Consider the following 25,025-nt stretch of genomic DNA (forward strand, 5'->3'; position numbering starts at 1 on the left):
TAGGCATGAAATACAAATCGGATTTATAATTTGGGTTTTAATGGAAAAATGATGACAATTTCCCAAAAATCTTATTTCCGATCACCACGATCAAGTCAAATTACAATTATCCCCTAGAACAAAATAATGCTTTTCGGTCTATTTATACGCTTACTTTTCAATTTTAGCTATTTGTAATAATTTTAAGAGAAGTCAATAATAAAGCTATTAATTATCATTTTAGATGATAAGAAGATTTTTATCCCACATGAACTGGCAGTAAGATCCCTACAGATTACAGTTTCACTTTATCGGTATATAAATATAATGTTGTTGTGCTTTCTAGCTTTGAATACTTTGCTAATGAAGTAAATGAAGTATTTGAAAGCTCGCAGGTGTAAAATTTTGGAGGGATGCTCGTTCTTAGCTTGCATCCCTAAACATAAAATCCCTTTTCTATAATTATTCTTTCGGATACACTCCAAATTGTTTAAGCTCCCTAACTACACGGGAAATTGGTAACCCAACGGCATTGTAGTAGTCTCCAATAATTTGCTTAACAAGCATTGCTCCCAGACTTTGAATTCCGTAGGCGCCTGCCTTATCATATGGCTCATTTGTAGATGTATACCAATAGATTTCCTCTGTGGATAACGGCCAAAATTCAACCGTTGTTCGTTCTATAAATATAATTTCATCGTCAGAGGACCTTATCATGACGCCAGTAAATACCTCATGTTTGTCCCCGCTTAATGCAGAAATCATTTGGAATGCATCATCTTTGTTCCTTGGCTTTTCAAATATTTTATGATTGTAAGAAACAATGGTGTCTGCAGATAGAATAATTTCATCTTTATGTAGGATGGGAGTATAACGTCCTTTTAGCTTAGCTAATTTCTTCACTTTTTCTTCTGGATCAGACGTGTTGATCTGTGATTCATCTATGCCTTGTTTTCGTAGTGTGAAGGGAATTTTTACTTGCTTTAAAAGTTCTTGCCTTCTCGGTGACGATGACGCTAGGATAAGTTCCTTTGACATACGTTATTCCTCCAGTCGGTGTTGTATTTGTGTATTTTTAGTAGTAGCCTTTAGTATACACGTATCATAGATATGATTTAAACTGTGTTTTTGATAATGGACTATTATTGAAAGATTTACCAATCCAACACCATTGACTGTATCGCACACTTTTTTTAGTTGGTAAGATTTACTACATAGGTTCAACTAAGGCTGTCACGTAAAGGCTTGGTTAACTCTAAGTTTTTAATAATATGAAAAAAGTAATCTGCTCCAACATATGCTTTTTTTGAAATTTATTCATAATTAACCTAAGATGAGGAGGGTCAAATGTGATGGGGCTCAATGAAAATCCTCTCTTGAAAAGTAAAATATTAGGTAAAGTGACGATGGATACACAGGTTAACGAGTGGATATTCATGTTGAAAGAGGGGGGAGTATTATGGAAAACGATCGGGAATTATGGAATGCTGTGTTAGAGAAAATAAGCGAGCGTATATCTAAATCAAGCTTTGACACTTGATTCAAACTAACTAAGATGGTAAAAGATGGAGATACCTTGCTAATCATTGTGGAAAATGAATTTGTGAGAGATTGGCTAGAAATGAACTATACGACTTTGATTAAAGAAACGTTTTCGGAGCTTACAAAAGAAGTACCTGAAATAAAGTTAACTTGTGTGGGGAAGAAAGGGAAAATCTCTTTACCATTCGATAGAGTAGCTGATATATTGAACGATATCAATAATTTATCACCTAAGGAACGCGAGAGATTATTTGATATATTAAGGAAAAAAGGGCTCAATGATAAAGTATAAAAGTTAATAAAATAGACAAATAATAATCAACTCACATCTATTCCCCACAGCATACGTATTTTGTAGTAAAATAAAGCCTGGTGTTTTACGAAAATACCACAAAATATAGTTCGAAGGTGGTATTTTATTATGAATGGAACAGCACACGTTGCAATTGGTGCGGCTGCGGGATTTATTGTCGCAAATCATTATCAGTCTTCACCAGCTATTACAATGTTATTAGTTGGAGTAGGAGGAATTTCTGGATTGATTCCTGACCTTGATATCGATGGTAAGCTACGGAATAAAATCACACTATCCCATAAAGTAATTCAGGCTGCAGCACTGTTAATAGGAATGTTGATGATTGTATACAGCATTTTTGAAGGTGTAGCAAATAAGCGTCTGCTTGGTATTGCAATTGGATTGGCAATGATAATAGGATCGTCGTTTATTAAGCAAAAGCATATGCTCACAATCACTGGAGTTGGTGTGTTAGTAGGTGGTATCTCACATCAGGAATTGTGGTTGGTACTGCTTGGGATATATATCCTAATCGCATCGTTTGTAGCGCATCGAAGCTATACCCACTCGATACTTGGTGTAATTTTCTTTGGGATTATTGCTTCCAATTTAGAGGGTTCGCTTGGAATAGAAGGTATTTACTATACTTGCCTTTCCGGATACATAAGCCATTTGGTTGCCGATAGTAAATTTCTACCGTTCAATAAGCGGGGCATAAAGCTATTCTTGCCACTATCATCAAAAGAAATATAAAAACCTCTGAGTTACTTCACAATTAAAGTAACTCGGAGGTTTTTCTCTAAAACGAATTTCTTAGTGAAAGTGTTACTCTGAGGCTGGTTGTTGTTGTGTCTGGATTGCGCGCTCTACTTGGCTAACCGCTGTTAATGCTTGCGAGATTTCATTTGATGCTTGCTTGATTGCTTCTTGGGCAAGTATTTGATCAGAAGTCGATTTCTCAATCGCTTGCGTCAATAAATCCTGTGTTAATGTTACATTTGCCTTTGCTTGTGACAGTTGATTTACATCAATTTGTTGTTGTGTCACCATGGTTTCCCCCTTTTCTCACATAGTAACTATATTATTTGCTGATTTTAAATTTTTATTAGTTAATACTCGTTCCAATTATTTCATATTGCATAGCTAACCTTTATGTAAGTATAGATATCCAAATAAAATAATGAAGGTGTCCGTTATAAATCAGCTTGTTCTGTCCTTTTATCATTACCCGACAGAAGACTCCCTCCTCAAGGAATGTGAATGAGTAGGTGGGGGATGAATGTCGGTTGGTGGTAGCAAAAAGTTTGCGCCTTATGGTATAATGAGAACAAACGTTTGTATAATGCGAGGTGAATGAGGTGCTTGTGAACAAAGCTTACAAGTTTCGTATCTACCCAAACAAAGAACAAGCTATTTTGATTGCAAAAACAATTGGTTGTTCCCGTTTTGTATTCAATCATTTTTTAGTAAAATGGAAAAATGCGTATGTTGAGACAGGTAATGGGTTAACTTATAACACCTGTTCTTCTCAATTAACACAACTAAAGAAAGAATTGGTTTGGTTAAAAGAAGTAGACAGCATTGCGATTCAATCCTCCCTCAAAAACCTTGCTGATTCATATATTCGATTCTTCAAGAAACAAAACAAAGCGCCACGATTTAAGTCAAAAAAGAATAACGTACAATCATACACAACCAAGCATACGAACGGTAATATTGCGATTAGAGGAAACAAAATCAGGCTGCCAAGACTTGGATTAGTCAAGTTTGCAAAAAGCCGTGAAGTAGAAGGACGTATATTGAATGCGACAATCAGACGGAATCCCAGTGGAAAATATTTCATTTCTATTCTTGCAGAAGCAGAGGTACAGAAGCTACCGAAAACAGGTTCAACTGTTGGTGTGGATGTTGGAATAAAGGACTTTGCCATTCTTTCAACTGGTGAAGTATTTGGCAATCCTAGATGGTTTCGGACATTGGAAAAGAAATTAGCTGTTGCACAGCGTGTTCTTTCCAGAAGGCAACAGGCAGCTTTAAAACGAAAATGTAAACTGGATGAAGCGAAGAATGTTCAAAAACAAAAACGTAAAGTAGCCCGCATACATGAAAAAATCGTGAACGCAAGACAAGACTATTTGCAAAAGCTTTCTACAGCGATCATCAAAAACCACGATGTAATCGGAATAGAAGATTTGCAGGTGTCCAATATGCTGAAAAATCACAAACTAGCAAAAGCCATCAGTGAAGCATCCTGGTCACAATTTCGAACAATGTTTGCGTACAAAGCGGAATGGTATGGGAAAGAAGTCGTTGTTGTGTCAAAAACCTTCGCTAGCTCTCAATTATGTTCGAATTGCGGCTATCGAAATAAAGACGTTAAGAATCTAAGTCTCCGTGAATGGGATTGCCCAGCTTGTGGCATACATCACGATAGAGACATTAACGCAGGACAAAATCTTAAGAAAGAAGCAATTAGACTTCTAACCGTAGGAACTACGGGGCTAGCCTACTAAGATAACTGGAGGATACTTTGGTGTTCGTAGGAATCCCCCACTTCCAAACGAAGTGAAAGTGGGGGTCGTCCAATTGAAATATGTTATTATTCATTTATTACTAAACCGTAAAGGATGAATAAACATGTCAATTAAAAGTGTAAGGGCTCATTTTAAAAAATGGAATCGAGAAGCAGATATCATGGAATTTGAGACGTCGAGTGCTACAGTTGATCAAGCAGCGGAAACTATAGGGATCATTCCTGCTCGAATTGCTAAAACATTATCATTTAGAGGAGAAGTGGATAAGGCAATATTGATTGTCACAGCGGGGGACGCGAAAATTGATAATAAGAAATTCCTACATACATTTGCTATTAAAGCAAGGATGTTATCTCCTGAAGAAGTGTTAAAACAAACAGGTCATGCGATTGGTGGAGTATGCCCGTTTGGCCTTGCAAATGATTTAGCTGTTTACTTGGACGTCTCCATGAAACGTTTTACAACCCTATATCCAGCATGTGGCAGTACGAATTCAGCAATTCAATTGTCAATTGATGAATTATACCAATTTTCGCAGGCAATGGATTGGGTAGATGTTTGCAAAGGATGGGAGCCAGTAGGAAGTAAGGAAACTGTGGAAGCCGCCGATAGGGCATGAATAGTAGAAAACGCTTGATTTCAAGCGTTTTTTTGTTTGAAGGAAACATTTTATCACTGCATAGATGCAAATAAGGCTGTCAACTAGAAAAAAATATTTATCTTAAAGAAGACCGATATCAAATCGAAATTGCTTACCGAATTACCAACTCATATGCAATGCTGTTGACATTGTTAGAATATTTGTTATACACTTGATTCAACAATGTTGAATCATAATAAACCTAATTGAATAAACTGAAGTAATAACGCCAATTTGATAGAAATTTTAATGTGTAATGAAACCGCATTCATATGATATTTCCGCTGAATAGATTGCTCGCACGGGAGCGTGCGTTTGCTCATAATCTATATTAAAGTTACCTGTTTTAATTGATAAAACAATAAAGCATGGAGGGGAATGTATGTCGAATTTGCCAAAGTACGTGCAGATTAAAGAAGTTGGACCTCGTGATGGCTTACAGAATGAAAAATCATGGATAGAAACTGTCGATAAAATTGCTTGGATTAATATGTTGTCCGAATCAGGGGTAAAGGAAATAGAGTATTCCTCGTTCGTTAATCCCAAATGGATTCCGGCGCTTGCGGATGCTCGTATAGTTGGAAAGCAAATTAAGCGAAATCCGAACGTTTCTTATTCAGCCCTCGTACCAAATTTAAAAGGCTTGGACTTTGCACTGGAAGTTGGTATTGATCGAGCTTCCGTATTTATGTCCGCAAGTGAAACACATAATTTGAATAATATTAATAAATCAATTGCTGAGACCTATCCTATTTTAAAACAAGTAATCGAAGAAGCAAAACAGGCAGGAAAACTTGTAACAGGCTATGTCTCCACCGTTTTTGATTGCCCGCATGAAGGGAAAATTGCACCAAGTGAGGTACTCCGAGTATGTGAGAAGCTATTGGAGTTCGGTGTAGATGATATTTCACTAGGTGATACGATTGGCTCTGCAGTTCCATCACAGGTCGAGCAGCTCCTAGAAGGAGTTCTCCGTCATTATCAAAAAGAGAAAATCATCATGCATTTTCATGATACAAGGGGGATGGCAATCGCTAATATTATGACCGCGATGCAATATGGCATCAATCGCTTCGACAGTTCGATTGGTGGACTTGGTGGGTGTCCTTATGCCCAAGGTGCTGCGGGAAATGTTGCGACAAATGATGTACTGTATCTTCTCCACGGACTAGGTATTCATACGGGTATTGATGAACAAAAGATCCAAGAAGCATCATTGTATATTCAGGAAAAATTGGGAAAAGCATTACCAAGTAGATCATTAGCATATATTAAAAGTGCAATATGATAATAATTAATGGGGATATGAATAAAGTGCCGTAATTTTAAGTATGTTTAAGCACTTAAAATTCCGGTATTTCTATTTATTGTGTTCAGATAGACTACACAGACCACTATTATATTCTTGACGCATTTTAATAGCTATTCTATGATAAAATCAATGTAAAGTTGGTATATTTTGAAAGGAATGAGAGTCATCAATCTTCATACTATGGGCTCCAAATTAAAGGAAATACGATTACGGAAGAAAATGACACAGCAACAGGTTGCTGATCAATGTGATATTTCAAAGAGCATGCTTTCAAAAATTGAAAATGGGCAAACTGCTTCAGCTGTTGCTACACTTTCAAAAATAAGTGAAGTATTGAATGTTCCGCTTGCGTGGATTTTAGATGATAAAACGGAAGAAGATTTTGTGCTTCAAAAAAAATCAAATCGCGAGTCAAAAGTGGGGGATGTGAACATGGGGTATTCCTATGAACTACTTGCAAATCGCTCCCAGGTTAGTGGAATTGAACCAACAATCGTCCATGTTACCCCAAAAAACATCAATCAACGCAAAGAATCATATACACATTCCCAAGATGAATTTATTTATATTTTAGAGGGTTCGATTTTCTTGTCTTATAATGGGGATAAACATTTTATGGAAAAAGGGGATAGCGCTTATTTTCAAGGATCAAAGCCACATCTTTTCATCCCGGTAGATGATGAGGAAGCGAAGGTATTCACGCTTTTTATTGAACGATCGTAGTAAGGGCGGAATTAAGTGATACTAATACATCGTGAGATTTCAAAACTGGTAAGAACCTCTTGCTTTTAATATTGATTAATCAGATAATAAAAGCAAGAAGATTAGCAAAAGGTGGGGATGACTTGGAATTGTTCTTTGAAATATCCTTTGCGGCAATTATATTATTCAGTGTGTATCGTTTTATTCATATTTTGGTTAAGATGAAGCAGAAGATTGTGTTACCAGCTTCAGATAATGAATTAGCGGTTATTCGGAAATTCCCCCAGAAAATTATCAAAGCACCTACTTATTCAGAACAAAAAGGTGGAATCATCACCTATGTTGTTATTCTTGTATACGTAATTACGATGTTTAGTCTCGGGCAGTTTTATTTGGAATTTTACTGGACATTGTACCTATTACTCATGCTGCCAATGTTACAGTTTTCCAAACTCCTTAATATGTTTGCGATTACAGATGAAGGCATCATATGTGGTGCTCGATTTATCGCTTGGAGAAAAATGAAATCATTTGAATTTGTGCTAATTGAGGTAAATCATCGATTCTATGGCTATTCAACGGAAGTAAATAACCAACATGAAATCATAATCAAGACAAGATTCGAAACCTTCCGTTGTGTCATTACTTCGGAAGAGATGATGGGGAAATTGCGTACCATTCTCAGTGAACATAATGTAGCTGAATTAAAAATAACTGAGGATGTAATTAAGGAAGAAGGAGGGGACAGGGAACTGTTTTACTGAATATTTCTAATAGAATATGAACATGGGAAAATAGCTGCAGCGACTACTTTGAATGCTGCAGCAAAAGGAAAATAATTCATAAAGAATAAATATCTTCAATAATTGATTTAATAGTAGCCAATTCTACTTTAGCTTGTGTTGCGTCCTTTTCATCGACAGCCGCAATTAAGATGGCAATACTTTCACTTAATCCTTCATATTCTCTTTCATCGCCAATTAATTGTGTTCTCCATTTGTTTTCTTTATATAGTTTTTTCAATTCCTTTGATTGGACTTCTATTTGTTGCCAATCTATTTGTCGTTCATTCATTGCCTGCTCTATTATGTCAATCTGTTCGAAAAAGTAATCTCCACCGACAGGATTGGTACACCCTGAAAGAATGGCTACCAAGAACAAGCTAATAAGCAATTTCTTTATCAACGTTATGAAACCTCCTAAATATTGAATGTTTATGCTTAGATTGTCCAATAATAAGAAAAGCTTTCATAACAAAGATGAATTAATAGGAGGAATAACGGTGCCAGAATTTGCTTTAATATTAATCCGTTCGATAGGCTCTTTTATCATATTGTTTATTATGGCTCGAGCGATGGGGAAAAAACAAATTGCACAGTTAACATTTTTTGATTATTGTGTGGGGATCACAATTGGTTCCATTGCTGCAAGTATGTCTGTCGACCAAAACATTAAGATCATGAATGGATTAATATCATTGATTATATGGGGGCTCTTTCCAATTGTGTTGGCATATTTTGGGCTGAAATCTAGAAAATTTGCAAAGGTTACCGATGGGAAACCAGCGATTATTATTAAAAATGGTGAAGTATTAGAGGAAAGTATGAAAAAAAATCAACTATCTATTGATGAATTGTTGATGCTATTAAGGGATAAAGGATCGTTTAAGGTTGCAGATGTCGAACTTGCGGTATTAGAAACAAATGGCCAACTAAGTGTAATGAAAAAAACGGATGAGCAACCAATTACACCACGTATATTAGGGATGGCCCTTGAGCAGGAGCATAGTCCAACGATTCTAATTGCCGATGGGAAGGTATTAGCTGAAAACCTTGCTATACTTGGCTATTCGCAAGAATGGTTATTGGGAGAAATACAAAAGCAGGGTGCAATTGATTTTGAAAATGTCTTTCTCGCACAAATTGATTCAAAAGGGGGAATCTATGTTGATTTCTACGTTGAAAAAGCCAAGCTTACTCCTGTAGAGCAGAAACCATTGCTAGCGGCTGAGTTAAAAAAATTACAAGCGGATTTTGAAATATTCTCATTGGAAACCGATAATTTAGAAGCCAAGGAAATGTATTCGGCCCAAGCAGCAAGGCTACAAGATGTACTTGACAAAATCTTGCCATATTTAAAATGATTGTTTCTTTATTCGAGATGTGTGTATTGCCTAATGCAAGTAGTTAGTACAAGTTTATACTAAAAATATTGATGCATAAGGAAAAATTATGATACCTAACTTTGACTTAATCGAAATGCTTTTTCGGTCAACCACTGTTTTCTTTGTTCTCCTACTGATGGCAAGAATACTGGGAAGAAAACAATTGAGTCAATTAACTTTCTTCCACTACATAACTGGGATAACCATTGGTTCTATTGCGGGTGAAATTGCCGGAAAGTCTCATACTTCAATGCTAAATGGTCTCGTAAGTATTATTTGGTGGTCACTACTAACCATCCTAATTAATTATTTGGGGTTAAAATTTTCTAAAGTAAGAGTCATTACGGATGGGGAACCAGTTATTATTATTAAAGAAGGAAAAATTCTTGAAAGGGAGCTAAGGAAGTTACATTTAAACATGGATGATTTAAGCATGTTATTTAGAGAGAAGAATATATTTTCAATAAATGAGATTTACCATGCAGTATTTGAACCAAATGGTAAATTAAGTATAATGTTAAAGCATGAATTTCAGCCACTTACAAACAAAGAACAGCATGGATTTACTGTTAAGCCTAAGTATATGCCAATGGAGCTTATTGTTGATGGGAAAGTTGTAGAAAAGAATCTAAGAGAAGTAGGTATTACGGAAGCATGGCTAGGTAATCAACTAAAAATATTGAACCTTAACCGTGAAAATGTTTTTTATGTAGAATTGCAACAAGATGGTTCACTTTATATCGATAAGCGTGATGATACCCAAAAAGAGTGAACTATTATAGGGAAAACAGCTTACACTAAGTTATCTTAAAACAAAAAACCTAAGCAGAGGACCTTTTATTCGTCATCGCTTAGGTTTAATGGGCTATTCAGTTTCTAGATTAATTATTCGTTTCAGCTTTTTCTGCCTCATAACGAATTCTGCCAAGATCAAGATCGTTTGCGACGTTATTCTTTCCTGTTAAATTCTCAAGCAATTCCTTCACATCGATACCGGAGGATGCTTTTAGTGATTCCTGTAATGTTGACATCAGATTTGTCGCATAACCAGTAACTTTGTTCGCGCCGCCATCTACACCGCTGCCGCCTGTATCAACAACTGTAATCTTATCAATATTAGCAAGTGGACTTGCCACTTCTTTTGCATATTCAGGAAGCATCTTCATTACCATATCAAGCACAGCTGCTTGCCCGAACTGTTCGAAAGCTTCTGCGATTTTTTGCTTCGCTTCTGCTTCGGCAATCCCTTTCAGACGGATAATTTCTGCTTCCGCTTCCCCTTGAGCACGTTCAGCATCTGCCTTAGCCAGACCGTCAACCCGAACACGTTCCGCTTCTGCTTTCGCCTGAGATTCAATGCGATATTGATTAGCATCTGCCGCAGCAATTTGTTTTGCCTTATCTGCGATCGCTGCTTGTTCCACAGAATATCGATCAGCATCTGCTTTTTTCTTCACTTCAGAGTCATATTGCTTCTCTCGACGAAGAATTTCCTTTTCTTCTAGTTCAATTTGTTTTTGGCGCTCAATGATCTTGATTTGCATCTGTTGCTCCGTAACTTGCTGTTTTGCACGTGCTGTTTCAAAATCATATGCTTGGTCGGCACGGGCTTTTGCGATATCTTGCTCGCGACGGAACTCTGCTGTCTTCAATTGGTTCTCTTTTTCCGCTTCGGCAATTTCAGTAGAACGTTCCAGTTCAGCCTTTTGTGCTTCTTTTGCAGCTTCTGCACGTTTAATTCGTGTTTCTTTATCTGCTTCAGCTGTGGCAATATCTGCATCCCGTTTTACTTGCGCAATTCGTGGTTTACCTAATGAATCCAGATAACCATTTTTATCTCTTACTTCTTTAATCGTAAAGGATACGATAACTAATCCCATTTTTGCTAAATCTTGAGAAGCAACGCGTTGCACTTCTTGAGAGAATTTATCGCGATTCTTATAAATCTCTTCAACGGTCATCGAACCTAGAATGGAACGAAGATGACCTTCTAGCACTTCTTTTGCTTCATTTTCTCGATCCTCTCTCGATTTGCCAAGGAATTGTTCTGCAGCTGTTGCGATTTCACTAATTGATCCACCTATTTTGATGATTGCTGTTCCATCAGCCATAACGGGCACACCTTGTTCCGTATAAACTTCTGGAGTGGATACTTCGAGCTTACTAGACAGTAAGCTTAGTGGTTCTGCTTGCTGAAATACAGGTAGGACGAACGTACCACCACCTCGGATAATTTTAATTTTATTCCCTGACTCATCGACATGTACATTTTTCCCGCCGAGATAGCTACCGGTTACGATTAATGCTTCATCTGGTCCGGCAGTACGATATTTTGTCACAAATACAGCGATAAGTGCTATTAATACAAAGACGACAATTGCAATAACAATCCAAATAATTGTTGGAATACCTGCAAACATATATTTTCCTCCTTAGAATAATATTAATAAAAATACCTAGAGTAGGTATGATTAACCAAAATCTTTCACTTCATATGCTTCGACGAATAATACGCCTTTGTCTACATTAAGAATTAGAACTTGTTTTCCTTCTTGAATTGCTTGATTTTCATAGCCTGCTGCTGGTTTTGAAATTTTCCCAACTTTACTTTCAATGAGAACCTCACCAAACCCATCCTCGGGAATAGAAATAATTACTTTTCCGACTCGACCTTTTAGGGATTCTTCTGTATACCCAAGTGATTCCTCAGCAGTAGACATTGGAATGAGAAGGAAGACATTTACCAGGCTGACTAATAAAAGTCCGATTAAAATGGAAATAATTAAGATTAATATGCTGTCTAACATCGTCAAACTTTCAAAAATGAACCCTGAAGCAGATCCGAATGTGAGAAATGCTAAAATGAGGATCGGGTTTATAAATCCAAAAACATCGCCAATACCTTCAAATATATCCCCGAATAAAAGGAAGAGAAGGGTTAAGACGCCAGCAATAATAAGCGTTGTAAGATAGATCGTTTCGATTGGAGTACCAAAAAGGACCATGGAATTCACTCCTTTGATATGTATTTTTGCTGATAGTATGTATACGGATTGATATATGAATTGGTTTCAAAAAAATCAAAAATATTTGAAGGGAAATAATCCCAGCATAATGTACCCATCCAAGTTAACTATATTCGAAATAATCGAATGTATCAACATAAAATTGAAATTGTCTTTAGCAGCTAAAAAAGACAGTAAATTTAAAATGCACGAATAAAAATGTACTCTTAACTAAAATGGGTGATTCAGTTGTCAATAGGGGGTTTAAAATGTTCGAAATATGTTCATAATTTAATTGACAAAACTGTGAACAGGGATGATAATAAAGTAAAGGAGCTGTTAAATATGAATGCACATAAACAAATATTAAAAATCACTTCACTTATTTGTGGAATATTGATCATCATAGGAACTGCGCTCTTTATATACGGATATTTTGAAAACGGTTACCGAAACGTTGCTGGTGTTGGAGCCGGTGCAGTTATGGGGGCCGCGTTTATCTTTATCATGGGCGTATTCCTTGTTGCCACTGAAGAGATGATCGAGAAAAACAAACAAAGAAAATTGTCTTAAAGCTAATAAATATAATAATAAAAAGAGGACGTCAATATGACGTCCTCTTCTATGTTCCTTCAGCAGATTCCTTGGGCTCTTACATATAACCCCATACCATTGCGAGCAAGCTACCAAAGATAGTAACTAATGCAATAAATATAGCGTAGAATAAGCTTGTATAAATGCTACCTTTATCTTTACTTTCACCAGCATGCATAAAGATGATTAACTGTACGCCTGCTTGAATGAATGCTGTTACAAGAAGAATAGTTAAGCCTATCTCATATGACATGTCGACAAAGTAAACACTAATTGCGATTACTGTAAGTACTAATGAGAAGACAAATCCATTCACTTGTTTTGCGGGAAATAGTTCCTTCATTTTACATCATTCCTTTCAAGTAGATGAAACTGAAGATGAAGATCCACATTACATCTAGGAAATGCCAATACAATGAGAAAATGAATGATTTATTAGCTGTTCTCGGATTAAATCCATCCCTCTTAATTTGAATGAGTATGAAAAGTCCCCAGAAGAAGCCAAATGTAACGTGTGCACCATGTGTTCCAAGAGTTGTGAGTAACATACCAGTGAACGCACTTGTTTGTAACCCAGCACCTACATGATAATAATGAACAAACTCAAAAATTTCAAAACCAATAAATCCTGCACCTAACAAAAGGGTAATTGCTAGGAACGTAAGCGTCGCATTTTTACGCCCTAAACGCATTGCATTAATTGCAAGACCAATTGTAAAACTACTTGTTAAGAGTAAGAATGTTTCAATTAATACAGGTGTGATTTCAAAGATATCACTACCTGTTGGACCGCTACCTGTACGATCTGCATAGATGAAGTAGGTAGCGAAGAGGGTTGCGAAAAGCATAATTTCCGCACCAAGGAAAATCCAGAAACCTAGAATATTCATTTGATTTTGATCTGTACTATATTCAAGAGGTTGCGTGTTATCGATTTTCATTAGTTTGCACCTCCATTTTTATTTTCCGTTTCTTTAATCTCACTTACAGGAATATAATGTCCGTCATCTTTTTCAAATGAACGATATATTAGACAAGCTAAGAAAGCAATTGCTGCAACGATAACACCAGCCCAAATATAGAACACGAACGAGAATGCAAAGACTAACATAATTCCTGCCATAATTATCGGTAAGCCGCTATTGTTTGGCATGTGAATTTTTTCGATATTGCCTTTGAACAATTGATATCCTTTTTTCTTATGATCCCAATATGCATCGGAAGATTCTACTTCTGGTGTAATTGCAAAGTTGTATTCTTGTACTGGTGTTTGTGTTGCCCATTCAAGTGAACGTGCATCCCATGGATCATCACCAATATTTCTTGGTGAATTTTTAATACTGTAAAGCACGTTATATACAATAATAATAAATCCGATCGCCATTACACCTGCTCCAAAGAATGAAAGCATATTTAATGGACCAAAACCAGTTGATTCAGAATAAGTGTACATACGGCGTGCTTGCCCGTCTAATCCTGTAATATACATCGGGAAGAATGAGAAACAGAATCCAATACTAACAAACCAGAACGCCCATTTACCGATTTTTTCATTTAACATGAAACCAAACATTTTCGGCCACCAATAAGTCATACCAGCAAGCATCGCAAACACGACACCCGGAATAATAACATTATGGAAGTGAGCAACCAGGAACATTGTATTATGGTATTGGAAGTCAGCACTAGCAACCCCAAGCATAACCCCTGTAACCCCACCGATTGTAAATAGTGGAATAAATGCTACAGAGTATAACATTGGTACCGTAAACCTGATTTTACCCTTCCACATGGTCAGCAGCCAGTTAAAGATTTTAATCCCCGTTGGTACAGCAATCGCCATTGTCGTAATGGAGAAAATACTATTTGTAAATGCGTCATGTCCCATTGTAAAGAAGTGATGCGCCCATACTAGGAAGGACATTAGTGAGATGATAACCATCGATCCAACCATTGATTTATAACCATATAGATTACGTCCTGAGAAGGTTGAAATAATCTGGCTATAAACACCGAATGCAGGAAGGATTAAGATATAAACCTCTGGATGTCCCCAAATCCAGAATAGGTTAGCCCATTGCATATCCATACCACCGCTTGTTGATGTAAATAGGGAAGTACCAAATTGACGATCTAAAGTTCCCATTATTAAAGCGATTGTTAAAACAGGGAATGCGAAAACGATAATTGCATTTGTAATAAGAGCAGACCATGTAAACATTGGCATTTTCATTAGCTTCATGCCTGGAGCTCTCATCTTAATAATCGTCACAATAAAGTTAATACCAGTCATTAATGTACCAAGACCAGAAATCTGTAGTGCCCAGTTATAATAGTTAACACCGACAGAGGTACTAAAATCGTTACTTGCTAGTGGATAGTAGTTTGTCCAACCAGCATCAGGTGATCCACCAATAACAAATGAAATGTTAAATAGCATGGCACCTGCAAAATATAACCAAAAACTTAGTGCATTCAGTCTAGGGAAGGCCACATCTCTTGCACCGATTTGTAATGGAACAACAAAGTTCATTAAACCGATAATGAATGCCATTGCCATAAAGATGATCATGACAACCCCGTGAGTTGTAAATACTTCATTATAATGTTGTGCTTCTAAAAATGTGTTATCAGGTACAGAGGTTTGTAGACGCATCATAACTGCATCTGCACCACCACGGAATAGCATAAGTAAAGCAGAAATCATATACATAATTCCGATTCGTTTATGATCAACTGTCGTTAACCATTCTTTCCATAAGTAGCCCCATTTTTTAAAATACGTAATACCAAAGATGATAGCAAGAACGGTAAGCCCAATGGCAACCATCGATGCGTATATCAATGGACTTGGATGGGGAACGGCGAATCTTTCAAAAAATTCCATGTTTATTTATCTCCTTTCGAGAAACTTGTTGTCTAAAAAGTAATATTAGTGGTGATCATGTTCTGATTCTGTGTTCGTTTCTTCATGTCCTGCGCTGTCTTGATCAGTTTCTGATGAACCATGATTATGTCCACCATGTTCCCCTTCAGGAGCTGGTAAGAAATCTAAATGAGTACCAGTGAATGTCATCTGTCCAAGATGGCCTGGTTCTAGTAATTTAGTAAACTCTTCTTCTGTTAACGGTTCAGCAGTGGCATGAATATCTTCTATCCATGAGTCAAACTCATCGGGATCAAGAGAAGTAACGTTAAACGTATTTTCAGCAAAGCCTTCTCCATTAAAGTTTGAATTTCGTCCAATCATTTCAGCAGGAACGTCAGCAACAACATTTAATTTGTTCACCATATCCGCCATTGCGTATTTTTGACCCGCAAGCTGTGGAATCCAGAAGCTTGAGATTGTAGTATGAGAATAAAGTCTAAACTCTACTGGTCGATGTGTTGGAATAAATACATAGTTCACTGTTTCAATATCTTGTTCTGGATAACTAAAGTGCCATTTCCAATCAGAGGAAGAAGCATAGATTACTAATGGTTCTTGATCCTCGTATCCTTCAGGTACCGCTTCAACGGAATAAGTTGACATAACGGAAATAACGGATAGGAATGCAACAATAAGTACCGGAACCCCAACAATAATAGCTTCCACGATAGGATTTCCTTCGATATGAGGTGGCTCGTAATCTTCCGGTTGTTTTGATGCGCGATATTTTACTAACATGTTAATTAGGAGTGCGACAACAACAATAACTACAACTGCCATTGTGATAATCGATATCCAAATTACATTCGATATGGTTGCTGCTTGAGGACCTTTTGTATCGAATACAAGTAATGGCTCACAGCCAGCTAAAATCGTGGCGATAGTAAGTAATCCAAATAATAAGGCCAATTTGATTTTCATTTAACAAGAACCCCTTTCTTCATTAATAACTGTTATCTGGTGTTAAGCTATTTCGCTTTAAATCCACCTCAATATAGTATTAGTTTGTACTGAAAAATACAATACTTTGTTAAATATTTCACAAAAAATTCATCTAAATTTGTACGATTTGTGTATGCTTCTGGAATTTTTACTATTTTGCATGTAATTTCATTTTTCTGAATGATTGGTTGGATAATTGGGAGCCACTTCTTAATACTAAATTTACAATAATCTATAATTAATTACATATTTGCAAGATATAATTAAAGAAAGGGATATTGAACTAGGGAAGGAATGGAAAAATGGCGAAAATATTGCATCAAGTTTACGATTTGGAATGCCAAGTAATCCTTTTTATTAATCAATATTTTGAGAGAAAGTATGTAAATGCCTTTTTTAGATTTGTTACGCATTTAGGCGGTGCGAGGTTTTCGATTGCTAGTGTTTTGTTAACAATCCTTTTCACAAGTGGTTCATTAAGGTTAACGGCAATTTCAAGTGCGGTCGCACTAACGATAAGTCATATTCCTGTTGCACTTGTAAAGAAGTTATTTCCTAGAAAACGACCGTATTTAGCACTCAATCAGGTTAATGTAGGTGAAAATCCATTACAAGATCATTCTTTTCCATCAGGACATACCACCGCGATATTTTCGATTCTAACTCCGTTTATTTTATTTTATCCGTTACTCGCAATTATTTTATTACCAATCGGATGTATTGTCGGCTTGTCGCGAATCTATTTAGGTCTACACTATCCAACTGATGTTATGGCAGGATGTCTATTAGGATGTTGTACAGGTATGATTTCTCTTCAGTTCGTTTTTTAGACTTCTAAATAGAGAGGGTGGGCTCGTTTGCTGTTATTCAACTTATCTTTTGAAAGGCAGAGTTGTTTACCTACATTTATGGGGGGAATTGCATTGAAAATCGCTATTTTTACCGATACGTACGCACCGGATGTGAATGGGGTGGCGAAAACACTTGAACGGCTTACATCTTATCTTGAAGATAATCATGTTGAATATCGAGTGTTCGCACCTAGAAGCGCGGTAAAAAAAGATTTATTTTCACAAGATGTCTATCGTTTTGTGAGTTTACCATTATTCTTATATAAAGAATGTAGCTTTGCGATACCGAATATGCTCCAAATTAGAGAAGAATTATTAGAATTTCAACCGGATATGATTCATGTAGCAACTCCATTTAACCTTGGACTTTGTGGATTGCATTATGCAAAAAAACTTGATATTCCAATTGTCGGCTCGTATCATACCGATTTTGATAAGTATTTGGAGTATTATGATTTACAATTTCTATCGAAAGTACTCTGGAAATATATGCATTGGTTTCATCGGCCACTCCGCAAAATATTTGTCCCTTCGATTGATACAAAAGAGCAATTGCAACGGCAAGGATTTACAAACCTATCTATCTGGCCTCGGGGAGTGGATTGTTCCATTTTTAACCCAAATTATGATACTAAGATAATTCGAGAAAAATTTAATATTACGGAGAAGTATCTATTACTTTATGTTGGGCGAATATCTCCAGAAAAGGATGTTATGCTGTTGCCTGAAATCAACAAACAGTTACCTGATGAGGTCCGAGAAAATGTACATTGGCTAATTGTTGGTGATGGTCCGGTCAAGAAAGAATTGGAGGATTCGACGATTCATAACCTGTCTTTCGCTGGATTTTTGGAAAAAGAGGAGTTAGCAGCGGCATATGCAGCTGCGGACCTGTTTGTTTTTCCATCGGTAACAGAAACCTTCGGGAATGTAGTATTAGAATCGATGGCTTCAGGTACACCTGTAATAGGTGCAAATGCTGGAGGGGTTCGGACAATTATTGAGAATGATGTAACTGGAAAGCTATGTCCGGAAAAAAATGTAGAAGCGTTTGTTGATGCCATCACAGGTTTACTATCATCGGAAGAAAAAAGACGATCAATGAGTCTGGAGGGTGTCAAATACGCGCAAAGTCAATCATGGGATTTGATTTTTAGCAGACTACTTACAGAATATGAAGATGCTCTTGTAGAGGAAGTTTATAAAGTGTTGGCGTAACTACCTTAACTTTCCAATCAATTTCGTGTTGATTGCCGACTATCTGATCTTTATAATCCTTTCGGTAAAATATGAAAAGCGCACCAATTAAGGTGCGCTTTTCATTGTCTGTTAGCTCATCCCGTAGGTGCCTAAATTTCCAGATTTATTATTGTTACTCTTATGCGAGTTACCACCCATATTCGACATGAATGGTAGCATGCTCTGAACGGCTTGTCCTAACCCCTGGTCATTCTTTGTCATCGTATAAAAGGTTGCTGCTCCAACGCCAACTGAAGCAATTAATGGTAGCCACATTCCATTTTTATCCATCCTTTATCCACTCCTTCAAAGTTGCTTCCAGACATACTTAGAATGGCTGAATATGAATGTTCTATGCTAGGTATCATTTTCCAATTAGGAAGTGATTACCAAAGATTCCTTTGCAGCATTCATCCCGGCGAGTCTTCCTGTGACAAGTGCGGACGTAATATTATATCCACCTGTATAACCGTGAATGTCTAATATTTCTCCACAGAAATATAAGCCGTGCATGATTTTTGATTGCATTGTGTTTGGGACAATTTCTTTAATCGAAACACCACCACCTGTTACAAATGCTTTTTCCATTGGCAAGGATCCATTTACATAGAACGTGAAATTCTTGATTGTATGAACAATGGACCGAATTGTTTCCTTTGAAATATTCGCGCATTTTTGTTCATCGCCCACATGATTCTGTTCCAATATATAGGTAAGGAATCGTTCTGGGACAATTCCTTTCACGATATTCTTAAATGCTTTCTTCGGGTTTTCTTCAATGGCTTTAAGGATGTCTCGTATTAACGTATGTTCCTTCACAGCTGGGATTGCATCAATAACCATTGGTATCTTGGGTTGTCCCTTCATGAGTTCTTTTACAACAAATTGTGAGCAACGCAGTACAGCAGGGCCTGATACACCAAAATGTGTAAAAATCATATCCATTTGATGCGTAATAATCGGTTTATTTCTTTTGTTTAATACCGTTACAGCTGCATCACGCAATGATAGACCTTGCAAACTCTTGTCCTTGATAAAGATTTCATCCGAAGTTAATGCTACCTCCGTCGGATAAAGCGTTGTAATGTTATGACCAGCTTTCCTTGCCCATGCATAACCATCCCCAGTTGATCCAGTATATGGAACAGCTTTTCCGCCCACAGCAATAACGAGCGCCTTTGTTTTGACATGTTCTCCGTCCTTTAATATAATCGTATGCTCTTGTTCACTGTAATGGATTGCCTCCACCGGAGTGTTTTGCTTTACATTGACATGTAATTCATCTAATTTATTTATTAGTGCATTTACTACTGTTTTTGCGGAATTGGAAACAGGAAACATCCGACCGTGATCTTCTTCCTTTAATCCAACACCCATATTTTCAAAAAAATCAATGATATCATAGTTATTAAATACGGAGAAAGCACTATATAAAAATTTCCCATTACCTGGGATATGCTTGATAACTTCTTCTTGTGGCAAGCGATTGGTTACATTACATCTGCCTCCACCAGAGATTGCTAATTTCTTTCCTAATTTGTTTCCCTTTTCTAGAAGAAGGGTTTTTGCACCGTGCTCTGCAGCTGCAATTGCAGCCATTAACCCAGAAGGTCCACCACCAATTACGATTACGTCATATATCAATTCGATTCATTCCTTCCTTACTACACCTAAATTTCTTCCTGAAAAGGCCACGTCCAGTTCTAGCGCTTTTGTTCTATCTTACATTAAATGAAAGAATTGCTCAATCACTGAATGTGCCCATCCATTGATCTAATTTCACGATCATTAACAATTAAGACCAACCTCGCCATTAGCAAATGTATTTAATAAATATCGTGCACAATCATTATCTATCTTTATCCTTTCTATGGTAAAATAACGTTTGAATCTAATAATGTGAATGAAATAAAGGTGAAAAAATGTCGAATGTTGTAAGAAGTTCAATGTTGCTTACCGGCGCAACATTTTTATCGAAATTTCTAGGAATGATCTATCTTATCCCGTTTAATGCACTGGTTGGTGCAGAAGGTGGGGCATTATACTCCTTTGCATATGTACCGTATACAATCATGTTAAGTATATCAACAGTAGGTTTACCACTGGCAATGTCGAAAATAGTGGCGAAATATAATGCATTAGGTGACTATGAAACAGGAAGACGGATGTTCAAATATGGAACGAACCTAATGTTATTTACAGGAGTAGTATCTTTTTTAATTTTGTTTTTTGGTGCGGAAATCTTAGCACATAGCTTTATAGAAGATAATTCGAATAGTACGATTACTGTTGCGGATGTAACGATGGTAATTCGAATGGTGAGCTTTGCTTTAATTGTTATTCCTGCAATGAGTATTGTTCGCGGCTTTTTTCAAGGTTATGAATCAATGGGCCCAACAGCTATTTCGCAAGTTGTTGAGCAGCTTGCTCGAATATTGTTTGTCTTAATTTCTGTATATATTGTGATTAAAGTCTTGGGTGGTACGATTGCTACAGCGGTGGGGTTCGCAACGTTCGGCGCATTTATTGGCGCAATTGGTTCAGCCTTTATACTGATTCTATATTGGCGGTATCGTAAACCGTACCTTGATCGTCAATTACAACAACAAAGATTCTCAAGTAATCGCGCGACAAAGGATTTATTTAAGGAACTATTTAGTTATGCTGGTCCCTTTATTATCGTAGCTTTAGCCACATCCTTGTATCAATTGGTCGATTCCTTTACATTTCAACGTGCAATGATTGCTGCAGGCTTTGAGGATATCTGGGAAATTGCACTTGGCTCAATTAATACGTATGGTCATAAATTGGTAATTCTGCCTGGAACAATTGCAACGGGACTTTCTTTAGCTATTTTACCAGCGATGACGAAAACTTTTGCACAGAAAAACATGGTTATGGTGCACCAGCAAATTAATCAGGCATTGCAAATTGTTCTCGTACTTGTTATACCAGCTGTTGTTGGACTTGCAGCATTAGCAAATGAAGCTTACGGGGCATTATACGGTTTAGAAAATATTGAGATAACTGGTACATTAATGGCATGGTATGCACCTGTGGGCTTACTTTTTGCATTATTTACCGTAACAGCATCGATTTTACAAGGTATAGACGAACAAAATTATACGGTGTTAAGTTTATTAGGTGGACTACTTGCAAAAGTGTTGTTAAATATACAGTTTATCCATATGTTTGGTGCGAAGGGGTCCATCATTGGAACAGCATTAGCAGTTGGGATTGCAGTAGTATTGAATTTATGGCGTATTAAAGTAGCGGTTGATTTTTCATACCGAAAAATTAGAAGGCGAACGATGCTTATAGGGATATTCTCCGCTATTATGTGTCTCGTTATCTGGCTTGTGAAAGTAGTATTCGGTATGTTTATCCCTTACGAAGAATCGCGCTTAGGAACAATCATTGTCCTAATTCTTGGAGTTGGATTTGGTGGTGGAGCTTATTTATGGCTTGCCTATTCCTCAACTTTACTAGAAAGAGTATTTGGTGGCCGTGTTCCGCTTATTGGTACAATAAAAGCAAGGATGAATAAATTACGAAATAGGTCTAAATAAGCTGTTTTCTAATAAATTTGGACTATAGTTACTGATCACAGCCAAAAACTTTTGTTAATTCAAATGATGTAAGATAATTCTCAGTTGATATAAAGTGTGGATTAGAAGTAAAGTTGGTATAAAATCTAGACGGTAGTTGCTTACGTGAGTTTCCATTCTTTCACATTAATTAACGTCGTTTCTCAGTGGTAAGTGACTCTTTTATATGTGACTTTTTAAAACTCCAGAAGAAGAAATACCCGAAGACCCCTGCGGGAAGAAGAGCTTAGATGAGACTACGAAGTGCGACAGCACAAGTAGGCTCACCAGCTCTCCTAAGGTGCGCGAATGGTATTTCTGGAGCGAATAGCCTGAGAACCCTAAGCACTAAACAAGTGCACAGTTTATCTATATAGAATCACATTATACAAATGAGCCAATCAATAGAAGGGGGGATTATTGATGCGCCTTGATAAATTATTAGCCAATATGGGCTATGGAAGTCGAAAAGATGTAAAAGCATTAATGAAGAAAAAGCTTGTCACTGTAAATGATGCCATTGCTAAGGATGGCAGTCTCCACGTCGAACCAGAAATTGATATTGTAAAGGTGAATGAAAACACAGTAACATACAAAAAATATATTTATTTAATGATGAATAAACCACAAGGCGTTATCTCGGCAACGAAAGATACAAGAGATAGAACGGTAATCGACCTATTGGCGGATGAAATAAAGCACTTTAACCCATTTCCAGTTGGCAGATTGGATAAAGATACAGAAGGATTATTGTTAATTACCAATGATGGTGAACTTGCACATCAATTGGTCTCCCCAAATAAAAATGTAGGTAAAACCTATTTTGCAAAAATCCAAGGCAAGGTAACAGAAGAAGATGTCGTGGAATTTCGGAATGGCGTCATACTTGAGGACGGCTATCAAGCAAAACCAGCGGAACTCACGATTTTGAGCAGTGATACGATTTCGGAAATAGAAGTAATCATAACAGAGGGGAAATATCATCAAGTAAAGCGCATGTTTGAGTCCGTTAATAAGACGGTGATCTATTTACAACGACTTAGCATGGGTTCTTTAAAGCTTGATCATTCGCTTGCATTGGGAGATTATCGCGAGTTGAATGATGTTGAACTACAATACTGTTTATCATTAAAGTAACAGTAGGTGGAGGTGCTTTTTTGTCTGATTTAGCCCATTATTTTATTGCGATTCACTTATCAAGACCATTGCAGGACCACTTTGCGGATTGGCAAACTGAATTAAAGGAAAGACTTGCTTATAAACAATGGACAGCGAAGCAGGATTTGCATATTACGCTAAAGTTTCTTGGACCAATTGACGATAATAAATTAAGGAGTCTAAAATATGAATTAGCAAAAAATCTTACATCCTTAGCAAATTTTCCGGTGCTGCTTGGTTCAATTGGAGTATTTGGTAATCCAAATAAACCGCGTGTATTATTTGCTGGGGTTGAAACAACGAAAGCATTGCTTACACTTCAGCAAATAGTAGAGACATCATCAGCAAATGTAGGTTTTATTAAAGAGACGCGTGCCTTCCATCCACATATCACGCTAGCCAAAAAATGGGCAGGAAATGATGATATACAATTTGAAGGAATGATAGGCAAGCTAAAATATGATTATCAAGAATTAAAAAGCATGCTAGTTGCAGATGTGGTGTTATTTCAAATATATCCAAAGAGAAATCCGAAATATGTAGTAATCGATCGCTATGAGCTGCAATCGAATAATGAATAACAAGAAGGAAGTGGGGTGGACAGTATAGCTCAATTAATAAAACTAGAAGATTATATTTCACGTTATGAATGGGATACATACAGATACCCTACGCAATATATCCGATTAAAAAAAGATAATTGGCAAAAGCTCTATCGAAAATGGGCAGAACCTGAGGTCGAAGAGGCTGGTATCAATGAAAATATCCCGGAAGTTGAAAACACGGAATCGAGATTTTCTAAACTAAAAAGCATGGTGAAGAAGAATAAAATAACAGAGCAACCAAAGCAATCAATCGAAGAGAAAGAACCGATTGCATTACCAGATACAGTGGAAGGATTGAAGCGTTACTTTTTAGATAAGCTTTTTTCCTTTCAGATGAAATGGGCAACATCAACAGTTACACATACTTCTTTTGTGAATGAAAAGTATAATCGAGATCCACTTCTAATCTATTTATTACAGCGGTTTCCGGATACCTTTTTAATAATGTATTACCCGATTTTAAAAATCAAAAATGCGCCAATAGAATCGGAAATAATCTTGATTACACCAGTTGGGATTGAAATTATATATTTTCTTGAGCAACGACCCGAGGCAGTGATTATGGCAGGGAATGAGCGAACATGGACAATGGAATATGATAATCAAGTGTCAAAAGTATTAAGCCCGTTAATTGCCTTGAAACGAACGGAGAAGGTTGTGGGAAGTATCCTCCATTCATATGATCTTGATTTTCCTATAAAGAAAACAGTGTTATCTAGGACGAATGCAATCGTATTTGCTACTGAACCATATCAAACAACAATTATTGATAAAGTGGAATACAATCAATGGTTTGATGCAAGGCGGCGATTAGTTTCACCATTAAAAAGTCGACAATTGAAAGCCGCTGAAATACTGTTAGGGCATTGTAAAACAACGTCAATGAGGCGACCAGAATGGGATGACACCGGAAATCCCACTGTATTTGTCGGCTTGGAGGATTAGGG

Annotated in this window: 28 protein-coding genes; 17 read left to right on the forward strand and 11 right to left on the reverse strand. The window is 36.9% G+C overall.

Annotated elements, in window-relative coordinates; all coding sequences use genetic code 11:
- Positions 1-441 precede the first annotated feature (441 nt).
- Positions 442-1,017: a Maf family protein gene (locus CWR48_RS12020; RefSeq protein ID WP_115773475.1), complete on the reverse strand. Its 576-nt coding sequence runs from the start codon at positions 1,015-1,017 to the stop codon at positions 442-444.
- A gap of 311 nt (positions 1,018-1,328) precedes the next feature.
- Here CWR48_RS12020 and CWR48_RS20425 point away from each other — a divergent pair, with 311 nt between their 5' ends.
- From CWR48_RS20425 to CWR48_RS12030, 3 genes are all read left to right on the forward strand, one after another.
- Positions 1,329-1,475 (forward strand): hypothetical protein, encoded by a 147-nt coding sequence (locus CWR48_RS20425; protein WP_170140743.1) that lies wholly within the window; start codon positions 1,329-1,331, stop codon positions 1,473-1,475.
- A 59-nt stretch (positions 1,476-1,534) separates the two neighbouring features.
- Positions 1,535-1,813, forward strand: a complete 279-nt coding sequence (locus CWR48_RS12025) for a DnaA N-terminal domain-containing protein (protein ID WP_281270278.1) — start codon at positions 1,535-1,537, stop codon at positions 1,811-1,813.
- 129 nt (positions 1,814-1,942) lie between these two features.
- Entirely contained in the window at positions 1,943-2,569 is a 627-nt protein-coding gene (locus CWR48_RS12030; RefSeq protein ID WP_115773476.1) for a metal-dependent hydrolase, read from the forward strand.
- A gap of 72 nt (positions 2,570-2,641) precedes the next feature.
- Here CWR48_RS12030 and CWR48_RS12035 read toward each other — a convergent pair whose 3' ends face one another.
- A complete protein-coding gene (locus tag CWR48_RS12035) occupies positions 2,642-2,866 on the reverse strand; it encodes a hypothetical protein (RefSeq protein ID WP_115773477.1) in 225 nt (74 codons plus the stop codon).
- A 308-nt stretch (positions 2,867-3,174) separates the two neighbouring features.
- On the opposite strand from CWR48_RS12035, the gene tnpB reads away from it, so the two are divergent.
- The 5 genes from tnpB to CWR48_RS12060 all read left to right on the forward strand — a co-directional run bounded on the left by tnpB (position 3,175) and on the right by CWR48_RS12060 (position 7,768).
- The gene (gene tnpB, locus CWR48_RS12040) at positions 3,175-4,329 is read left to right on the forward strand and encodes an IS200/IS605 family element RNA-guided endonuclease TnpB (protein ID WP_115773478.1); all 1,155 of its coding nucleotides are present in this window, start codon (positions 3,175-3,177) and stop codon (positions 4,327-4,329) included.
- Positions 4,330-4,453: 124 nt separating this feature from the next.
- Positions 4,454-4,969, forward strand: coding sequence for a YbaK/EbsC family protein (locus CWR48_RS12045; RefSeq protein ID WP_115773479.1), 516 nt, complete (start codon positions 4,454-4,456; stop codon positions 4,967-4,969).
- A gap of 403 nt (positions 4,970-5,372) precedes the next feature.
- Positions 5,373-6,278, forward strand: coding sequence for a hydroxymethylglutaryl-CoA lyase (locus tag CWR48_RS12050; protein WP_115773480.1), 906 nt, complete (start codon positions 5,373-5,375; stop codon positions 6,276-6,278).
- A 180-nt stretch (positions 6,279-6,458) separates the two neighbouring features.
- On the forward strand, positions 6,459-7,025 hold the full coding sequence (locus CWR48_RS12055) for a helix-turn-helix domain-containing protein (RefSeq protein ID WP_115773690.1): 567 nt from the start codon (positions 6,459-6,461) through the stop codon (positions 7,023-7,025).
- 122 nt (positions 7,026-7,147) lie between these two features.
- Positions 7,148-7,768: a hypothetical protein gene (locus CWR48_RS12060; RefSeq protein WP_115773481.1), complete on the forward strand. Its 621-nt coding sequence runs from the start codon at positions 7,148-7,150 to the stop codon at positions 7,766-7,768.
- Positions 7,769-7,844: 76 nt separating this feature from the next.
- Here the strand turns inward: CWR48_RS12060 and CWR48_RS12065 are convergent, their stop codons facing one another.
- Complete coding sequence (locus tag CWR48_RS12065; protein WP_115773482.1) at positions 7,845-8,189, reverse strand: DUF4363 family protein; 345 nt, start codon at positions 8,187-8,189, stop codon at positions 7,845-7,847.
- A 97-nt stretch (positions 8,190-8,286) separates the two neighbouring features.
- Here CWR48_RS12065 and CWR48_RS12070 point away from each other — a divergent pair, with 97 nt between their 5' ends.
- Positions 8,287-9,147 (forward strand): DUF421 domain-containing protein, encoded by an 861-nt coding sequence (locus tag CWR48_RS12070; protein ID WP_115773483.1) that lies wholly within the window; start codon positions 8,287-8,289, stop codon positions 9,145-9,147.
- Positions 9,148-9,262: 115 nt separating this feature from the next.
- Complete coding sequence (locus tag CWR48_RS12075; RefSeq protein ID WP_342772459.1) at positions 9,263-9,940, forward strand: DUF421 domain-containing protein; 678 nt, start codon at positions 9,263-9,265, stop codon at positions 9,938-9,940.
- Positions 9,941-10,049: 109 nt separating this feature from the next.
- Here the strand turns inward: CWR48_RS12075 and CWR48_RS12080 are convergent, their stop codons facing one another.
- Both CWR48_RS12080 and CWR48_RS12085 read right to left on the reverse strand, forming a co-directional pair.
- Positions 10,050-11,588, reverse strand: coding sequence for a flotillin lipid rafts scaffold protein FloT (locus CWR48_RS12080; protein ID WP_115773485.1), 1,539 nt, complete (start codon positions 11,586-11,588; stop codon positions 10,050-10,052).
- Positions 11,589-11,639: 51 nt separating this feature from the next.
- A complete protein-coding gene (locus tag CWR48_RS12085; RefSeq protein ID WP_115773486.1) occupies positions 11,640-12,173 on the reverse strand; it encodes an NfeD family membrane protein in 534 nt (177 codons plus the stop codon).
- 345 nt (positions 12,174-12,518) lie between these two features.
- On the opposite strand from CWR48_RS12085, the gene CWR48_RS12090 reads away from it, so the two are divergent.
- Complete coding sequence (locus tag CWR48_RS12090) at positions 12,519-12,746, forward strand: hypothetical protein (protein WP_115773691.1); 228 nt, start codon at positions 12,519-12,521, stop codon at positions 12,744-12,746.
- 79 nt (positions 12,747-12,825) lie between these two features.
- On the opposite strand, the gene qoxD is transcribed toward CWR48_RS12090, so the two are convergent.
- From qoxD to qoxA, 4 genes are read right to left on the reverse strand one after another with little or no spacing between them, the layout of a single operon-like run.
- Positions 12,826-13,110, reverse strand: coding sequence for a cytochrome aa3 quinol oxidase subunit IV (qoxD, locus tag CWR48_RS12095; RefSeq protein ID WP_115773487.1), 285 nt, complete (start codon positions 13,108-13,110; stop codon positions 12,826-12,828).
- 1 nt (position 13,111) lies between these two features.
- Positions 13,112-13,708, reverse strand: a complete 597-nt coding sequence (gene qoxC, locus CWR48_RS12100) for a cytochrome aa3 quinol oxidase subunit III (protein ID WP_115773488.1) — start codon at positions 13,706-13,708, stop codon at positions 13,112-13,114.
- A complete protein-coding gene (gene qoxB / locus CWR48_RS12105) occupies positions 13,708-15,654 on the reverse strand; it encodes a cytochrome aa3 quinol oxidase subunit I (protein WP_115773489.1) in 1,947 nt (648 codons plus the stop codon). Before qoxB ends, qoxC begins: the two co-directional genes overlap by 1 nt.
- A gap of 45 nt (positions 15,655-15,699) precedes the next feature.
- Positions 15,700-16,617, reverse strand: coding sequence for a cytochrome aa3 quinol oxidase subunit II (gene qoxA, locus CWR48_RS12110; protein ID WP_115773490.1), 918 nt, complete (start codon positions 16,615-16,617; stop codon positions 15,700-15,702).
- 323 nt (positions 16,618-16,940) lie between these two features.
- Here qoxA and CWR48_RS12115 point away from each other — a divergent pair, with 323 nt between their 5' ends.
- On the forward strand, positions 16,941-17,468 hold the full coding sequence (locus CWR48_RS12115) for a phosphatase PAP2 family protein (RefSeq protein ID WP_115773491.1): 528 nt from the start codon (positions 16,941-16,943) through the stop codon (positions 17,466-17,468).
- 93 nt (positions 17,469-17,561) lie between these two features.
- The gene (locus tag CWR48_RS12120; RefSeq protein ID WP_484213797.1) at positions 17,562-18,707 is read left to right on the forward strand and encodes a glycosyltransferase family 4 protein; all 1,146 of its coding nucleotides are present in this window, start codon (positions 17,562-17,564) and stop codon (positions 18,705-18,707) included.
- A gap of 111 nt (positions 18,708-18,818) precedes the next feature.
- On the opposite strand, the gene CWR48_RS12125 is transcribed toward CWR48_RS12120, so the two are convergent.
- Complete coding sequence (locus CWR48_RS12125) at positions 18,819-19,019, reverse strand: hypothetical protein (RefSeq protein WP_115773492.1); 201 nt, start codon at positions 19,017-19,019, stop codon at positions 18,819-18,821.
- An 84-nt stretch (positions 19,020-19,103) separates the two neighbouring features.
- A complete protein-coding gene (locus CWR48_RS12130; protein ID WP_115773493.1) occupies positions 19,104-20,372 on the reverse strand; it encodes a BaiN/RdsA family NAD(P)/FAD-dependent oxidoreductase in 1,269 nt (422 codons plus the stop codon).
- Positions 20,373-20,650: 278 nt separating this feature from the next.
- Here CWR48_RS12130 and CWR48_RS12135 point away from each other — a divergent pair, with 278 nt between their 5' ends.
- The 4 genes from CWR48_RS12135 to CWR48_RS12150 all read left to right on the forward strand — a co-directional run bounded on the left by CWR48_RS12135 (position 20,651) and on the right by CWR48_RS12150 (position 25,023).
- Positions 20,651-22,297: a putative polysaccharide biosynthesis protein gene (locus CWR48_RS12135; protein ID WP_115773494.1), complete on the forward strand. Its 1,647-nt coding sequence runs from the start codon at positions 20,651-20,653 to the stop codon at positions 22,295-22,297.
- 441 nt (positions 22,298-22,738) lie between these two features.
- On the forward strand, positions 22,739-23,452 hold the full coding sequence (locus CWR48_RS12140; RefSeq protein ID WP_115773495.1) for a pseudouridine synthase: 714 nt from the start codon (positions 22,739-22,741) through the stop codon (positions 23,450-23,452).
- A 20-nt stretch (positions 23,453-23,472) separates the two neighbouring features.
- Positions 23,473-24,054, forward strand: coding sequence for an RNA 2',3'-cyclic phosphodiesterase (thpR, locus tag CWR48_RS12145; RefSeq protein ID WP_115773496.1), 582 nt, complete (start codon positions 23,473-23,475; stop codon positions 24,052-24,054).
- A 15-nt stretch (positions 24,055-24,069) separates the two neighbouring features.
- Positions 24,070-25,023: an NERD domain-containing protein gene (locus tag CWR48_RS12150; RefSeq protein WP_115773497.1), complete on the forward strand. Its 954-nt coding sequence runs from the start codon at positions 24,070-24,072 to the stop codon at positions 25,021-25,023.
- Positions 25,024-25,025: the final 2 nt, after the last annotated feature.

It is taken from the genome of Oceanobacillus arenosus (assembly GCF_003369575.1).
Classification (GTDB): Bacteria; Bacillota; Bacilli; order Bacillales; family Amphibacillaceae; genus Oceanobacillus; species Oceanobacillus arenosus.

What these genes read in the sequence shown, in the direction of transcription:
- qoxD (WP_115773487.1), bottom strand. Translation starts at nt 13,110, where the DNA reads ATGAAGGAACTATTTCCCGCAAAACAAGTGAATGGATTTGTCTTCTCA.
- CWR48_RS12030 (WP_115773476.1), top strand. Translation starts at nt 1,943, where the DNA reads ATGAATGGAACAGCACACGTTGCAATTGGTGCGGCTGCGGGATTTATT.
- qoxC (WP_115773488.1), bottom strand. Translation starts at nt 13,708, where the DNA reads ATGAAAATCGATAACACGCAACCTCTTGAATATAGTACAGATCAAAAT.
- CWR48_RS12115 (WP_115773491.1), top strand. Translation starts at nt 16,941, where the DNA reads ATGGCGAAAATATTGCATCAAGTTTACGATTTGGAATGCCAAGTAATC.
- CWR48_RS12025 (WP_281270278.1), top strand. Translation starts at nt 1,535, where the DNA reads ATGGTAAAAGATGGAGATACCTTGCTAATCATTGTGGAAAATGAATTT.
- CWR48_RS12050 (WP_115773480.1), top strand. Translation starts at nt 5,373, where the DNA reads ATGTCGAATTTGCCAAAGTACGTGCAGATTAAAGAAGTTGGACCTCGT.
- CWR48_RS12135 (WP_115773494.1), top strand. Translation starts at nt 20,651, where the DNA reads ATGTCGAATGTTGTAAGAAGTTCAATGTTGCTTACCGGCGCAACATTT.
- CWR48_RS12045 (WP_115773479.1), top strand. Translation starts at nt 4,454, where the DNA reads ATGTCAATTAAAAGTGTAAGGGCTCATTTTAAAAAATGGAATCGAGAA.
- CWR48_RS12075 (WP_342772459.1), top strand. Translation starts at nt 9,263, where the DNA reads ATGCTTTTTCGGTCAACCACTGTTTTCTTTGTTCTCCTACTGATGGCA.
- CWR48_RS12140 (WP_115773495.1), top strand. Translation starts at nt 22,739, where the DNA reads ATGCGCCTTGATAAATTATTAGCCAATATGGGCTATGGAAGTCGAAAA.
- CWR48_RS12125 (WP_115773492.1), bottom strand. Translation starts at nt 19,019, where the DNA reads ATGGATAAAAATGGAATGTGGCTACCATTAATTGCTTCAGTTGGCGTT.
- CWR48_RS12085 (WP_115773486.1), bottom strand. Translation starts at nt 12,173, where the DNA reads ATGGTCCTTTTTGGTACTCCAATCGAAACGATCTATCTTACAACGCTT.
- CWR48_RS12080 (WP_115773485.1), bottom strand. Translation starts at nt 11,588, where the DNA reads ATGTTTGCAGGTATTCCAACAATTATTTGGATTGTTATTGCAATTGTC.
- CWR48_RS12035 (WP_115773477.1), bottom strand. Translation starts at nt 2,866, where the DNA reads ATGGTGACACAACAACAAATTGATGTAAATCAACTGTCACAAGCAAAG.
- qoxA (WP_115773490.1), bottom strand. Translation starts at nt 16,617, where the DNA reads ATGAAAATCAAATTGGCCTTATTATTTGGATTACTTACTATCGCCACG.
- CWR48_RS12055 (WP_115773690.1), top strand. Translation starts at nt 6,459, where the DNA reads ATGAGAGTCATCAATCTTCATACTATGGGCTCCAAATTAAAGGAAATA.
- CWR48_RS12020 (WP_115773475.1), bottom strand. Translation starts at nt 1,017, where the DNA reads ATGTCAAAGGAACTTATCCTAGCGTCATCGTCACCGAGAAGGCAAGAA.
- qoxB (WP_115773489.1), bottom strand. Translation starts at nt 15,654, where the DNA reads ATGGAATTTTTTGAAAGATTCGCCGTTCCCCATCCAAGTCCATTGATA.
- CWR48_RS12090 (WP_115773691.1), top strand. Translation starts at nt 12,519, where the DNA reads ATGAATGCACATAAACAAATATTAAAAATCACTTCACTTATTTGTGGA.